Raw genomic sequence first — 13,732 nt, 5'->3', positions numbered from 1 at the left:
ATTTAAACTATCTTTTAAAAAGGTTTAATTTTAGAGTTAGATATTATACAAACTATTTATAATTTTGTAGAATGTGGATGAGGTGTTATATGAATCAAAATACAACCATTAATAATCATAACTTGCAACTTACTAATGAAGAATATGATGTTTATACATATTTAAATGAATTTTATCCTGATTTAATCGATTATTTTAAACAATATATTTTAATAGGTAGAGATAAAATTTCTCAACGTCTTATTACATCTTTATATCGTGAAAACTTAATACACGCTAAAGATAATAGTCAGATTATTAGACCTACCAAATTAACTGTCTCTATGTTTTCTAAAGATAAAGACGTATTATGTATTCATTTTCCAAAATCAAATATCGATATTTACAGTCAAATAAAAGGTAGATATGCCTTCGACCGGGTAGATGTGGAAGGCCCCTTTTATATCTTAAAACATCGTAATCACGAATATGAAAGAATCCAACATCCAAATGATATTCTAGATTTAATTTTAGCTGAAGCGCCAAAACTTGATAACGCTGCTAGTGAACAATTTAGAGAAGACTTAAATAATAGTGCTGCTAATATGATTCTGGCACTAAGTTATCAAGCTAAACATATGCATTCAAACTACGAATCCTTATGGGAATTGATTGCAAAAAGTGACGATAGTTATTTACGTTCGGAACAATCAGTTATAGAAGGTCATCCCCTTCATCCAGGCGCAAAGCTTCGTAAAGGGATGAGTGCTAAAGAGAATATTCATTATAGTTCAGAATACGGTCAAGAAATCCAATTAAAATGTGTATTCATACATAATAGTATAGCAAATGTTCAATCTTTATCTTCAACCTATAATGATATACTTCACCAATCTTTTCATAAATTATTTACTCACCTTTTAAATAACTATAATAATATAAGAATTGAAGATTATCATTTAATGGTGGTCCATCCTTGGCAATTCGAACATATTTTACTTAGTCAATATCAACAAGAACTAGATGAACAACTTATTATTCTTATTGATATGACCTTACCTTATTATGCTGGCTTATCATTCAGAACATTAATGCCAAAATATCCTAAACTATTCCCGCATATTAAACTTTCTACAAATGTTCATATTACTGGAGAAATACGGACGCTTTCTGAACAAACAACGCATAATGGACCTTTAGTTACTAAAATTGTGAATGATATTTTAAAAAACGACCCTGATTTTCAGCCTTATCGCATAGAAACATTAGATGAAATTGCTGGCATTCATTTTTATAATTCTAAAGATCATTCAACAATCCAAACTGAACGTAGTGAACAACTTGGAACATTATTTAGAGAAAATATTTATACATTAATCGAAGAAGATACAATACCTGTCATACCTTCTAGTCTGGTTGCTTATTATCCAAACAATACTGAACCGCCAATTGAAAGCTTAATAAAACGATATCAACTTACACGTCAATTTAAGTCATTTGAAAAAGCGGCTTATGCATGGATTCAAGATTATGCGACTCAATTATTAGGAATAGTTATGCCACTATATGTAAAATATGGAATCGCGCTAGAGGCACATTTACAAAATTCTATTGCTACATTTAATCAAGACGGTAGTTTAAGTAAAATCTATATTCGAGATTTCGAAGGATTACGTATTGATGAAACTCAATTAAACAAAATGGGGTATAAAACATCACATTTCCATAAGAAATCTAGAATTCTTACTCAATCCACTACATCTGTTTTTAATAAAGTATTCTATTCAACTGTTCAAAATCATCTAGCTGAATTAATATTAACAATTACTGAAAAAGTAGAAAATATGGATTTTGAAAAAATAATGTGGCATCATATCAGTCATATTATTCAAGATATATTAGCTAAGTTGACTGACGTTGATACAGGACGTATACAAAAGATTACTCATACTTTATTTGCTGCAACAATTGATTATAAGTGTGTAACCACTATGCGTTTAGAAGATGAAGCACATCATTACACTTATATTAAAGTTAATAATCCACTACATTAAAATTAAGAAGCGGAATAACATTAAAATTGAATGTTATTCCGTCTCTTGTTAAAAAATGATATTAACTATAAAAAAGACCTTGGAACATTCCAAGGTCTTTTTTCAATAAACTTATTGTAAATCTGATCTTTCGAAATTATTATTGTTGTTATTATTGTTATTGTTGTTGTTATTTTTTTGGTTTTTTTGTGCCCATTCTTTTTTAGTCATTACGTCATCAACTTGCATGTTAACTTCAACAACATCTAAACCAGTAATGTATTTAACTTGTTCTTTAACTAAGTCAGTTACTTTACGGAAGATTTTTGGAGCTGATTCACCGTATTCTAAGATTACTTTTAAGTCTACAGCCGCTTGTTTTTCACCAACTTCAACAGAAACACCTTGTGTTACGTTGTTACCGCTTGAGAATGCGCTAGAAATACTGTCAGTGAATCCGCCTTTCATATCTAAGATACCTCTTACTTCACGAGCAGCGATACCAGCAATTTTTTCGATAACTTCATCAGAGAACGTTAATTTATTTTCAAAATGTTGTTGATTATTTTGACGTTCTTCTCTGTATTGTTGTGCTTGTTCTTGACGTTCTTCTCTTTCTTTTTCATTTACTCCAGTTTGGTTATTATATGCTTGTTTAGCTTTGTTATTATCTACAGCCATGTGAATTCTCCTTTTTAAATAAAATTTAATTTTTAATACTTAATTTTTTAATTTATATGAATTCTTAAATAATGAATGTTAACTCCATCGATTTAAGAAGTTCATGAAATCTTGTGTACGGTCTTTCATATACCCAACGCCAATTCCGATTAAACATAAAACAATAATTAAAATTGTTTTCCAGAACCCTAAAGTCAGGAATAAGATTGCAATAATTAAGAATGCAAAGAAACCTATAATTCGCCATTTATACGACTTTAGGAAGTCGATAATTTGTTGAGTAGAATCTTGACTATTTTGATTATTATCAGCCATGTTATCCCTCCCTTATAGTACGCGTTGTCCGGCAGATTTTTGATCTCTAACATTAATTTCTAATTTTCTAACAGGCATTTCAGTAAAATGCTCAACATTATGTTTAATGTCAGATCTAATGCTCTCAGTTAATGATTTTACTTGCACATCATTAGGCACTAAGAAATCAGCTTTAATGTCAATGTAAGAATTGTTTTTCTTATTGTAAAGTTTAGTAACCACGTTTGGTTGTCTGATTTCATCGTATTTAGTTAATGTATCGTATGCAGACTTTTCGACTGCTTTACGTGATACATAAATATGTCCATCATTATAGTCTTTATAAAGACCTGGTTTTCTATATGTTGGTTTAAAGATGCTAAATACCAATATAATACCAATTAATACGAGTAAAGCAGATAAACCAATTAATAATGGTTGGAACCAATTGAATTGTAAGAAATAGTCTTGATAACGCTTAATACGACTATCATCTATGTACATAAACAATAAGAAACCAACAATCGCAACTATTAATAGGCCAAGGATAAAGTTTTTAAATCTATGCACCTCTAAACACACCTCCTTAGTCATTGTTGAAATTATTTAATTATAAAATTTAAGTACCCTTTAAAAATTTTTTAAAACGTTAACATTAAAATTTTTTATTTAATTTTTTTAAATTTATTAAAGTTTACCTTCTAGATTAAATATTCCCAAATTTAACACAATAAAAACCTATTTTCCATAATTATTTTCGTTTTTTATATTATTCGTTTTATTGTATTGTAAATTATCTTTTTTCATTAAAACATTTTTCTTTGATACCCGCGGATGATCTAAACTCAACGTTTTAAATAAAGACCATATCATAAGAATAATAACTACGGAAAATGGGAGTGCTGCAATAATTAATAAGTTCTGAATTGCTTGTGTTCCTCCGGTATAAATCATTATCATCGCAAATAAGGCCATAATAATCCCCCAACTTACTTTAACGAAAGAGCTAGGATTAATATTTCCTTTACTACTTAACATTCCAAGAACATAAGTAGCCGAATCTGCAGAAGTTACAAAGAAAATCATAATAACGATTAAACTAACAATACTTAATACAAATCCCAATGGAAAATGCTCTAAAGTGGCAAATGTTGCAGTCTCTGTTGCTTCTTTAGCAATATTAGCAATTCCACTATGCTGAAGATACACTGCTGCTCCTCCGAACACTGCAAAGAAAAAGAAAGATACAAGAGCTGGAGCAAATAACACTCCTAAAATAAATTCTTTAATTGTTCTACCACGTGATACACGTGCAATGAATATTCCTACAAATGGTGCCCAAGACACCCACCATGCCCAGTAAAATATAGTCCAATTTTGTACCCATTGAAATTTTGCGCCACCATCCATTGGAATACGCAAACTCATACTAAAGAAATTAAAAATATAATTTCCTAATCCGTTAGTAAATGTATTTAAAATATATAAAGTAGGTCCTACTAGAAATAATCCTATTAATACAATAAAAGCTAAAATCATATTAATATTACTTAAAGTTTTTATTCCCTTATCAATTCCGGACCATGCAGACCAACTAAATAAAATAGTTGCAATAATAATAATAATGACTTGTGTGCCGAAATGACTCGGTACTTTAAACAAGTAGTGAAGACCTTCATTAATTTGTAAAGCACCAAAACCTAAGGTAGCTGCTACACCTGTAACCGTTGCAATAACAGCTAAAACATCTATAGCACTTCCGATTGGTCCTCTCATTCTTTTTTCTCCAAAAATCGGAACAAGCGTTGCGCTTACTAAACCTGGATATCCTTTATGAAAATTAAAATAAGCAAAAACTAATGCAACAATGCCATACACTGCCCACGCATGAATTCCCCAATGGAAGAAAGCAAACTGGAACGCATCATTAATTGCTGCTTGTGTACCAATTTTATGTATAGGCGTCGCTTTATAGGCATGACTAACTGGCTCAGCTGTAGTCCAAAACACTAATCCTATTCCCATTCCTGCACTGAACAACATAGCAAACCAAGAAAGTAATGAAAATTCTGGCTCTTCTCCTTCCACACCTAACGTAATGGATGCATATCTTGAAAATAATAAGTATACGCAAATAAAAAATATAATTAAAACTAGTAAAAGATAATACCAAGAAAAATTAACTGCAATAAACGATGTAATATTTTGCGTGATTGCTTCTAATTGCTTGGGTAGTATCGCTCCATACACTACAAATAATGTACAGATAGCTAATGCAATCCAAAATACAATGCTTATAGATTTTTTTCGCATTATATTATTCTCCTTTCTGATAGTTAGAAATACTATACCCTATTCATGTTATATCTAACGATATATTGGAATTTTTATAATTAATCAAATTGATATATTATAAAATAATAAAAACGCCTCTTAATGTCTTATTTATAGACACTAAGAGGTGTTAAATCATTCTCTATTCTTCTACATTTATAACAAGTTTTCCTATCATTGAATTGGATTCTAATATTTGATGTGCTTCATATAAATGTTCTGCTGTTAAGCCATTGATGACTTTTGTCGTTGTATTTTGATACGTACCATTCTCAATTTTTTTAGCAATATCCTCTAAATAATAATGATGTTTAATCATGTCTTCTGTTTGAAAAATAGGTCTTGTAAACATAAATTCATGTGTAAAGGAAACACTTTTTGTTTTTAATAAATTTAAATCTTGTGATCCTTTAAAAGCTACAATCGTAGCAACATGTCCTCTTGGTTTCACTATATCTATCATTGTTTCATAATACATGTCTGTATCAAACGTGCAAAATACGAAATCTACCGCTTCAATGTGCTGTTGTTCTAATTGAGATTTTAAATCTTCTTTATGATTGAGTACGATATCTGCACCCATCTTTTTTGACCAATCGATTGTTTCTTGACGTGACGCAGTTGTAATGACTTTTAGACCATATGCCTTAGCAATTTGAGTCGTAATGCTTCCAACACCACCTGCGCCATTGATAATAAGTAATGATTTCCCTTTATTTTGATTTGGATCCTCTGAAATTTTGAACACATCAAATAAAGTTTCTGACGCTGTAATACCAGTTAACGGAAGACTAGCAGCTTGTTCTGCCGAAAGATTTTTAGGTGCTTTTGCGACTAATCGTTCATCAATAAGTTGATATTCCTGATTTGAACCATGTTGATTAGGCGCACCAGAATAAAATACAATATCGCCTTCCTTAAACATTGTAACCTCTGTTCCAGTTTTTTGAACCGTCCCTACTGCATCAAAACCTAAAATTCTCGGAGAACTTTTAACTTCAGTAAGGCGTTGTTTTGTATCAACCGGATTTACACTTATACTTTGTATTTTAACAAGCAACTCTCTAGAAGATGGCTGGGGCATATCTAATTCAAATGTTTCAAATACATTTCCTTCTTCTAATTTAAATGGTTGTTTAAATCCTATAGCTTTCATAATTATATACCTACCTTTTACTGAATTTTAAATTATACATTCTCTGACACTTTAACGATCTGTTTGCCAAAGTTTTCACCTGTAAATAAGTTTCTGAACGCTTTTGGTAAATATTCAAATCCTTCTTCTATAGATACTTTTGTTTTAATTTTTCCTTCTTGTATCCACGTTGCCAGTTCTTTACTTGCATGTTCAAAGTCATCGGCAAATTCCGCTACCAAGAAACCGCGCATCAGTGCTTGATGTTTAATTAATGTGCTTTGTACACGTGGACCTTTTTCTTGTTCAGTATTATTATAATTAGAAATCGTACCGCAAACAGGAATACGTGCATGACGGTTGAGATGTTTCATAACTTCATCGGCTATTGTGCCACCTACATTTTCAAAATAAACATCTACGCCATTCGGTACGGCTTTTGCTAATGCTTCTGCAAAATCATCCTTTTTATAATCAATACCTGCATCAAAACCCAATTCTTCTGTTAGATAATTCACTTTTTTATCTCCACCAGCTATACCTACTACTCTAGCACCTTTGATTTTAGCAATTTGACCAACCACAGCACCTACTGCACCAGAAGCTGCTGAAACTACTACAGTGTCGCCTTCTTTTGGTTGACCAATCTCTAATAAACCATGATAAGCTGTTTGGCCTGTCATACCTAACGTACTTAAATATAAATAAAGTGGTACATCTGTATTAGATATTTTACTTATTTTCTCTTCATTTACTGTATTAATACGCTTCCATGGCAACATACCTACAATAATGTCATCTTCATTAAATTTTTCAGAATTTGATTTAATAATTTTGCCTACAATGTGACTTTGAATAGGTTCGCCAATTTTAAAAGGCTCCACATAAGAATCGGCTTGAGTCATTCTTCCACGCATATATGGATCGACAGATATATATAAAGATTCAATTTGAATTTCATTTTCTTTCGGATCAACTATGTCAATATTTTCATATTTAAATGTATCATCTTGGGGCATACCTTTAGGATATTTTGCTAATAAAACTTGCTCATTATTCATTATAAAAGACTCCTTTCAGTATTCAAAAACAGTGTCATATCACAAACAATTTTATCGCAATTCAACTGCTTTCACTTTATAATGTCTAGTATGATAACACTTAATACTTTATTATACCAAGCAAAGTGAGGTCTTAAACTTGAAATTAAGTATCTTAGACTATGTACCACTCTTTGAAGGTGATACACCACAAGAAGCTTTAAATCATTCAATTGAACTTGCTCAACTATCAGAGAAACTTGGTTATGCACGTTATTGGGTAGCAGAACATCATCAAGTTCCTTCTGTTGTATCAAGCGCTCCTGAAATCGTAATGGCTATGTTACTTGAACATACACACTCTATTCATATTGGAAGTGGCGGTGTTATGCTCCCCCATTATAGTGCTTACAAAGTTGCAGAACAATTTAAAATTATGGAAGTCAAACATCCTGGCCGAATTGATATGGGAATTGGGCGATCTCCTAGCTTCAAAAATGTAAACGAAGCGCTAAATGAATTTAAAACTCAAAAACCCAAACTATCTCAACAAGTAGATGATTTGAACAAATACTTTACGAATGACACTATTCATTCACATCGTTTCAAAACTTTAGAAGCCACTCCATACACAGAGCATTCACCTGAGATGTTTATTTTAGGAATGAGTGAACAAAGTGCTGAGCTTGCCGCAAAAAAAGGCTTACCTTTTGTGATTGCTCATATGGGTCAATCGCACGCAAATTTAACACATGTCATTCAACATTATAAATCGCGTTTTACAGAGTATCATGGTCATTCGCATTCACCCTATATTATTTTAGCTACTTTTGTCGTTACGGCAGAAAATGAATTAACGATTAAGCAATTATTAGATGCATTAAATTTGTGGTTAATACGTATTAACTATCTTAAACAACCTAAAGTATATCCTTCTATTGAAACAGCACAACAACGCCATTATTCTGAAAGAGATCAAGAAAAAATAGAAAAAAATAAACGTCGAATGATTAGTGGCTTACCACATGAAGTAGCTCAGCAGTTAATACAATTACAAAACGAATTTGAAGTCGATGAAATCATGATTCTTCCTAATGTATACGGACATACTCATCGTACTAAATTAATTGAACTTATAGCTCATGCTTGTCTAGATAATTAGGAGAGTCAGTATTATGAACGCTCCTAATTTTTATTTGTTTCATAAACTTTAATGTTTTCATTTGCAACATCTTTATTTTCATGAAGTTGGCTATGTTGAGTCGTTGATTCTATATATTAAGAATTTTTATACGTTTTTGGACTTGCTTCTAACAAAGATTTTAATGGCCGAGACGAGCTATTAGATACTTTAACGTCAAAATGCATACCATTTTAATTATCTTCATAAATGTTTAAATCTTCTATTTGTTTACCTTTATAAATATTTTTTAATCCAAGTCACTTTTTATCATCTTCACTCATTTTGTTTGGTTTGCCATTTTGATCAACTTGAATTTCATTCACCTTTTCATTTAAATTAAGAACGCCATTATATGTTCTAACAATATTGACTTCTTTTTTATTTAGTGTCGGAAATGGTGGATGATGATCATCACTTTTCATAAAATACGTGAAAGATAAATTCCCCATAGAATGTGCGACAAAATTATACTCCTTATTTTTTAATACTAGTATCTCAATAAAATAAGAAACAGGACAGAAAATTTCATTTCTGTCCTGTCAAATTTATAAAATTACTTAATTTCTTTAGATTCAGCTAATGCTTTATACCAATATGCACTTTTTTTCGGATAACGTTCTTGTGTGTCAAAATCAACGTAGAATAGACCATAACGTTTTTCATAACCATTAGACCATGAGAACACATCCATAAGTGACCATAAGAAATAGCCTTTTACATTGGCACCATCACGTATCGCATCAGCAATGACTTCAAGATGTTTTTTAACATAGTCGATACGTGCATCATCATCAACTGTCTTACGTTCTTCGTCGAATTCATCTTTATACCCAAGCCCATTTTCAGTAACATAAATTTTATGATAGTTAGGATAATCTTTTATAACACGCATAATTTGATCATAAAGACCTTGTGGATAAATCATCCAATCCCAATCAGTACGAGGAACATCTATGTCAAATTCACGTTGTCCTACACCTTTAAGTTGATACTTAGAGCCACCTTTATCTCCAGTAGCATTGTGTGTAATTTCTGATTCTCCTTCATATCCTCTCATCCAATCACTCATATAGTAATTGATACCTAGGAAGTCATTTAAATCTTTTGCAGCATCTAATGTAGCATAGTCTTCATCGGTAATATCTAATTTACCGCCATTGACAGAAAGAATATGTTGTACACCTTCCATAGTTTCACGAGAATATTTTCCTAAATACGTTGCATCTAAGATAAATTTGTTATGAATAATATCTTCAAGTTCTGCTGCTCTTACATCTTCCGGATTTGAAGGATCGTATGGATACTTAGTTGGTAATGCATGAACGACTCCAATTTCCCCATTATATCCATTGTCTTTAAATAGTTTAACCGCTTTCGCATGTGCGACCATCATATTATGATGAGATTGGAATACTTTTGCAAAATCATACTTAATACCTGGTGGGAATTTACCGACCAAATACTGGCCATCACCAATAGGACCAATTTCATTAAAAGTAGTCCAATAGTTGACTTCAGTAAATTCTTCAAAGCAGAATTTTGCATAGTCTACAAAATAATCAATCGTTTTACGGTTTAAGAAATCTCCATCACTGTGAAGTGTTTCTGGAGTATCAAAATGATGTAATGTAACAAACGGTTCAACGTGTCGTTTATGACACTCTTTAAATAAATTGTGATAGAATTCTACACCTTTTTGATTAACTTCTCCATAACCTGTTGGAAAAATTCTTGACCACGCGATAGATATACGAATACCATTAACACCAAATTTCTCACTTAATTCTAAATCAACTGGATATTTATGATAAAAGTCACTTGCAGGTTCAGCTGTATACCAATAGTTTTCTTCTAGATAAGTGTCCCAGGCTACACGACCTTTTCCGTCTGTTTGAGTCGCACCTTCTGCTTGATAAGCTGCTGTTGCACCACCAAAAATAAAATCTTCTGGTAATTTTTTCATTATACTTTCATCTCCTAATTATTTTTCAAATTGTTGTTGAACGAAGTCTAATGCTGCTTTGCCATCACGAGTTAAGTTAATGTATTCAACACCTTGAGTTTTTGCTAATTTAATACCTAATCGATCTGTATCTTGTTTTATATCTTCATAGTTAGAAGCAACTTGAGGCGCTAAAATAATTAATTGATAGTCTTTCATAATATCCATATGTGCACCATAACCACCAGCTGCCGCTTTTACAGGTACCTGATATTCTTCAGCAGCCTTGTTTAACGCATTTGCAAGTAATCCACTTGTACCGCCACCGGCACATAAGACTAAAACGTTAGTTTGTTCGTTAATTGAATTTGATGACTCTTTAGCCGATACTTCCTCATCGGAAGGTGCTGGTTCAGTTGTTGTCGCTTCATTTGCACCAGCAGTTGCTAAAATTGCATCTGCTTTTTTCGTATCAAAGTTTGCGGATACTTTTTCTTTTAATTCATTATTTACTTCTTTGTTACCTCGTTCTTCTTCAAGAATTTGTTCATCATATACTTTTAAAAATGGATAATAAATCATAACGTCAACTACGATTAATACAATTGCTAACACAAATGACCAAAATGCAAATCCTGTACCCATCACAATACCAAGAGGCCCTGGTGTCGTCCATGGTAAGAAGATGCTAAAACTATTCATTTTAAGTACATCAACAAAGAATTTAAAGATCCATACGTTTACTATTGGTGCAAAAATAAATGGTATGAAAAATACTGGGTTTAATACGAGTGGTGCACCAAATAAAATTGGTTCATTTACTCCAAAGAATGTTGGTACAACTGATGCTCTACCAATGGCTTTATTTCTTTTTGATTTAGTTAACCACATAAACATAAATGGAACGACTAATGTAGCACCGGTACCCCCCATAGTTGCAACGAACATTTGTGTACCAGGTGTAATAATTTTATCTGCATGTTCTCCTGCTTGAATCAAATTTAAGTTTGTTTCAAGATTTGCATAAGTAATTGCAGCGATTGCTGGTTCAACAATAGATGGACCATGTATACCTACAAACCAGAAGAATGCGAAAGCACCGAAGATAAGTGTGACACCAATCCAGCCATCTGCCGCAGTAAATAATGGTTCAAAGATTTTTAATACGGCGTTCGCTACATTTGTATGAATAAATGTTCTTGATAATAAATCTAATGCATAAATAATGATAATAACCGCTGACAACGGGAAGATATCTTTAAATACCTGAGAAATATTTGGTGGTACTTCTTTAGGCATTTTTATTGTAATATTTCTTTTAATAAAGAAATTATAAACAATTACGGTAATAAAGGCTGAAATAAAAGCTGTTAATAATCCTTTTGTGCCCATAAATGCACTTAAAAATCCACCCTCTTTAATAGGATCTGCTGCTAAGAATAAAAATCCACTCATCGCAGCCATCATTGTAGAAATAAAGTTAATTTGATTGGTTTTATCTAATTTCCTGTTGTAGGAATCGGTTAAAGACTTAGCTGTTGTTCCAGCTACAATCAAACCAACTATTCCCATGGTATAGTTATATGGTTTCATCAATATACCTTCCATCGTTTTACTCCAAGTAAAGCCAAACACGTTAGGTACATATGTGATTAAAATAAATATACTTGAGAACAAGATAATTGGAATTGCTGCAATAAATCCATCACGAATCGCTCTTAAATAAATATTACGAGATATTTTTTCAAAGAACGGCTTTCCTTTTTCTATCCATGCTATTAACTTATTCATAGGGGTCAGCTCCCTTTTTTGTATAATTCAATTAAATGCTTCATTAAATCTTTTAATAATAACGTTGTCATTAAATGGTCTTGACCGTGAATCATTGTAATACTAAATGCAATGTCATCACCTTGCGCTTCTTGAGCTAATAAGTTTGTTTGAGCTTTATGTGCATTTGCAATACATTCATTTGCTTCCTCCGTAAGTTGTTCAGCTTTATCAAAATCACCTTCATTAGCAGCGTTTAATGCTTCTAATAATTTTGAACGTGCATCTCCTGCATATGCGACAATTTCAAAACCAAGTAATTGTACTTCTTCTCTGTTCATATGAATAACCTCCCCTAAGTTATTTTGCTTTCCAAGATGTTGCAGTTGTTTTTAGTACTTTATTTAAATCATCAATGTTTTTATAACCAGTTGTACGTAACCATTCTCTTGCAGCTTGTTCTCCTTGTTCAATATAAACTTTAACTGCACCAGACCATGTCGCACGTCCACATAACACGCCATTGAAATGTGCACCTGCATCATGTGCAAATGTTAATGTGTCTTGGAATAATTCAGCTGATACACCAGCACTTAAATAAATATAAGGTAAATGTGTCGCTGCTTCTTGATCACGGAAATGTTGTGCTGCTTCTTCTTTTGTGTATACAACTTCACCCTCTGTAAATCCTTCGACAAAATTCATATTTACGGGTACTTCAACTTTAAGCACGTCAACATTGAATCGATCTTCAGAGAATAACTTCATTGCTTCATTTACTTTACGAGGTTTTACTTTTGCAAATTCAGCACTTTTATTATCTGGAATATTATCATCATAAGTTAACACTTCTAAGAAAAATGGAATGTCTTCAGCAACACATTCTGAACCAATTCGTTCAATATAAGCTTTCTTTTGAATGTTAATCTCTTCTGAATCATCTACATCATAATAAAGTAAGAATTTAACTGCATTGGCCCCCTGTTCTTTTAAACGTTTAGCAGACCATTCTACTAAGCAATCTGGTAAACGACCTTTTGCATTCACGTCATATCCAGTTTTTTCATATGCAAGTAATAAACCACACTCTTTATTACGTGCATCAGAAGCAGGTAAGCCATATTCAGGATCTAAAAGAATAGAAGATGCATATTGTGTTAACTCTTCTGATACAAGTACTTTTAATTGTTCGATTTGTTCAACTGTAGGAGGTTCTGTTTGATGTTCAGCCATCATTCTTTTTAATGCCCCACGTTGATCAAATGCTAAAGCTGAAATAATCCCATCTTGATTACTTAATTGTTCGATTGATGCTAGTTTTTGTTGTGATTTTGTCATGAA

13 protein-coding genes are annotated in these 13,732 nt (G+C 32.0%); 2 read left to right on the top strand and 11 right to left on the bottom strand.

What is annotated here, in order from left to right; all coding sequences use genetic code 11:
* Positions 1–89: 89 nt before the first annotated feature.
* On the top strand, positions 90–2,033 hold the full coding sequence (locus tag HMPREF2881_RS11250) for an IucA/IucC family protein (RefSeq protein ID WP_002488622.1): 1,944 nt from the start codon (positions 90–92) through the stop codon (positions 2,031–2,033).
* 111 nt (positions 2,034–2,144) lie between these two features.
* Here the strand turns inward: HMPREF2881_RS11250 and HMPREF2881_RS11245 are convergent, their stop codons facing one another.
* The 6 genes from HMPREF2881_RS11245 to HMPREF2881_RS11220 form a co-directional block, all read right to left on the bottom strand.
* Positions 2,145–2,693: an Asp23/Gls24 family envelope stress response protein gene (locus HMPREF2881_RS11245; protein ID WP_002448598.1), complete on the bottom strand. Its 549-nt coding sequence runs from the start codon at positions 2,691–2,693 to the stop codon at positions 2,145–2,147.
* A 78-nt stretch (positions 2,694–2,771) separates the two neighbouring features.
* Positions 2,772–3,008: a DUF2273 domain-containing protein gene (locus tag HMPREF2881_RS11240; RefSeq protein ID WP_002448488.1), complete on the bottom strand. Its 237-nt coding sequence runs from the start codon at positions 3,006–3,008 to the stop codon at positions 2,772–2,774.
* A 12-nt stretch (positions 3,009–3,020) separates the two neighbouring features.
* Positions 3,021–3,557 carry an alkaline shock response membrane anchor protein AmaP gene (gene amaP, locus HMPREF2881_RS11235; RefSeq protein WP_002448415.1) on the bottom strand — a complete coding sequence of 179 codons (537 nt, stop codon included), beginning with the start codon at positions 3,555–3,557 and terminating at the stop codon, positions 3,021–3,023.
* Positions 3,558–3,725: 168 nt separating this feature from the next.
* A complete protein-coding gene (locus HMPREF2881_RS11230) occupies positions 3,726–5,300 on the bottom strand; it encodes a BCCT family transporter (RefSeq protein WP_002488619.1) in 1,575 nt (524 codons plus the stop codon).
* Between the two features lie 163 nt (positions 5,301–5,463).
* On the bottom strand, positions 5,464–6,477 hold the full coding sequence (locus tag HMPREF2881_RS11225) for a zinc-binding alcohol dehydrogenase family protein (RefSeq protein ID WP_002448522.1): 1,014 nt from the start codon (positions 6,475–6,477) through the stop codon (positions 5,464–5,466).
* 32 nt (positions 6,478–6,509) lie between these two features.
* Positions 6,510–7,517 carry an NADP-dependent oxidoreductase gene (locus HMPREF2881_RS11220; protein WP_002448412.1) on the bottom strand — a complete coding sequence of 336 codons (1,008 nt, stop codon included), beginning with the start codon at positions 7,515–7,517 and terminating at the stop codon, positions 6,510–6,512.
* Between the two features lie 139 nt (positions 7,518–7,656).
* Here HMPREF2881_RS11220 and HMPREF2881_RS11215 point away from each other — a divergent pair, with 139 nt between their 5' ends.
* Positions 7,657–8,658, top strand: a complete 1,002-nt coding sequence (locus tag HMPREF2881_RS11215) for an LLM class flavin-dependent oxidoreductase (RefSeq protein WP_002448346.1) — start codon at positions 7,657–7,659, stop codon at positions 8,656–8,658.
* A gap of 278 nt (positions 8,659–8,936) precedes the next feature.
* On the opposite strand, the gene HMPREF2881_RS12125 is transcribed toward HMPREF2881_RS11215, so the two are convergent.
* The 5 genes from HMPREF2881_RS12125 to lacD are packed head-to-tail and all read right to left on the bottom strand — an operon-like array spanning position 8,937 to position 13,729.
* Positions 8,937–9,173, bottom strand: coding sequence for an alpha/beta hydrolase (locus HMPREF2881_RS12125; RefSeq protein ID WP_227945054.1), 237 nt, complete (start codon positions 9,171–9,173; stop codon positions 8,937–8,939).
* 59 nt (positions 9,174–9,232) lie between these two features.
* Entirely contained in the window at positions 9,233–10,645 is a 1,413-nt protein-coding gene (lacG, locus tag HMPREF2881_RS11205; protein ID WP_025987241.1) for a 6-phospho-beta-galactosidase, read from the bottom strand.
* A 15-nt stretch (positions 10,646–10,660) separates the two neighbouring features.
* Positions 10,661–12,412, bottom strand: a complete 1,752-nt coding sequence (locus tag HMPREF2881_RS11200; protein ID WP_049420255.1) for a lactose-specific PTS transporter subunit EIIC — start codon at positions 12,410–12,412, stop codon at positions 10,661–10,663.
* Between the two features lie 5 nt (positions 12,413–12,417).
* On the bottom strand, positions 12,418–12,732 hold the full coding sequence (locus tag HMPREF2881_RS11195; RefSeq protein WP_002448512.1) for a PTS lactose/cellobiose transporter subunit IIA: 315 nt from the start codon (positions 12,730–12,732) through the stop codon (positions 12,418–12,420).
* Between the two features lie 19 nt (positions 12,733–12,751).
* Positions 12,752–13,729, bottom strand: a complete 978-nt coding sequence (lacD, locus tag HMPREF2881_RS11190; RefSeq protein WP_002455020.1) for a tagatose-bisphosphate aldolase — start codon at positions 13,727–13,729, stop codon at positions 12,752–12,754.
* Positions 13,730–13,732 lie beyond the last annotated feature (3 nt).

Origin of the sequence: Staphylococcus sp. HMSC057A08 (assembly GCF_001812925.1) — a bacterium.
Classification (GTDB): domain Bacteria; phylum Bacillota; class Bacilli; order Staphylococcales; family Staphylococcaceae; genus Staphylococcus; species Staphylococcus hominis.
Note: the sequence above shows the minus strand (reverse complement) of the source record. Positions and strands in the feature narration are given on the sequence as shown.

Excerpts from the sequence above, each read along its gene's own strand:
- HMPREF2881_RS11250 (WP_002488622.1), top strand. The coding sequence starts at position 90 with ATGAATCAAAATACAACCATTAATAATCATAACTTGCAACTTACTAAT.
- HMPREF2881_RS11245 (WP_002448598.1), bottom strand. The coding sequence starts at position 2,693 with ATGGCTGTAGATAATAACAAAGCTAAACAAGCATATAATAACCAAACT.
- HMPREF2881_RS11240 (WP_002448488.1), bottom strand. The coding sequence starts at position 3,008 with ATGGCTGATAATAATCAAAATAGTCAAGATTCTACTCAACAAATTATC.
- HMPREF2881_RS11230 (WP_002488619.1), bottom strand. The coding sequence starts at position 5,300 with ATGCGAAAAAAATCTATAAGCATTGTATTTTGGATTGCATTAGCTATC.
- HMPREF2881_RS11225 (WP_002448522.1), bottom strand. The coding sequence starts at position 6,477 with ATGAAAGCTATAGGATTTAAACAACCATTTAAATTAGAAGAAGGAAAT.
- HMPREF2881_RS11220 (WP_002448412.1), bottom strand. The coding sequence starts at position 7,517 with ATGAATAATGAGCAAGTTTTATTAGCAAAATATCCTAAAGGTATGCCC.
- HMPREF2881_RS11200 (WP_049420255.1), bottom strand. The coding sequence starts at position 12,412 with ATGAATAAGTTAATAGCATGGATAGAAAAAGGAAAGCCGTTCTTTGAA.
- HMPREF2881_RS11195 (WP_002448512.1), bottom strand. The coding sequence starts at position 12,732 with ATGAACAGAGAAGAAGTACAATTACTTGGTTTTGAAATTGTCGCATAT.
- lacD (WP_002455020.1), bottom strand. The coding sequence starts at position 13,729 with ATGACAAAATCACAACAAAAACTAGCATCAATCGAACAATTAAGTAAT.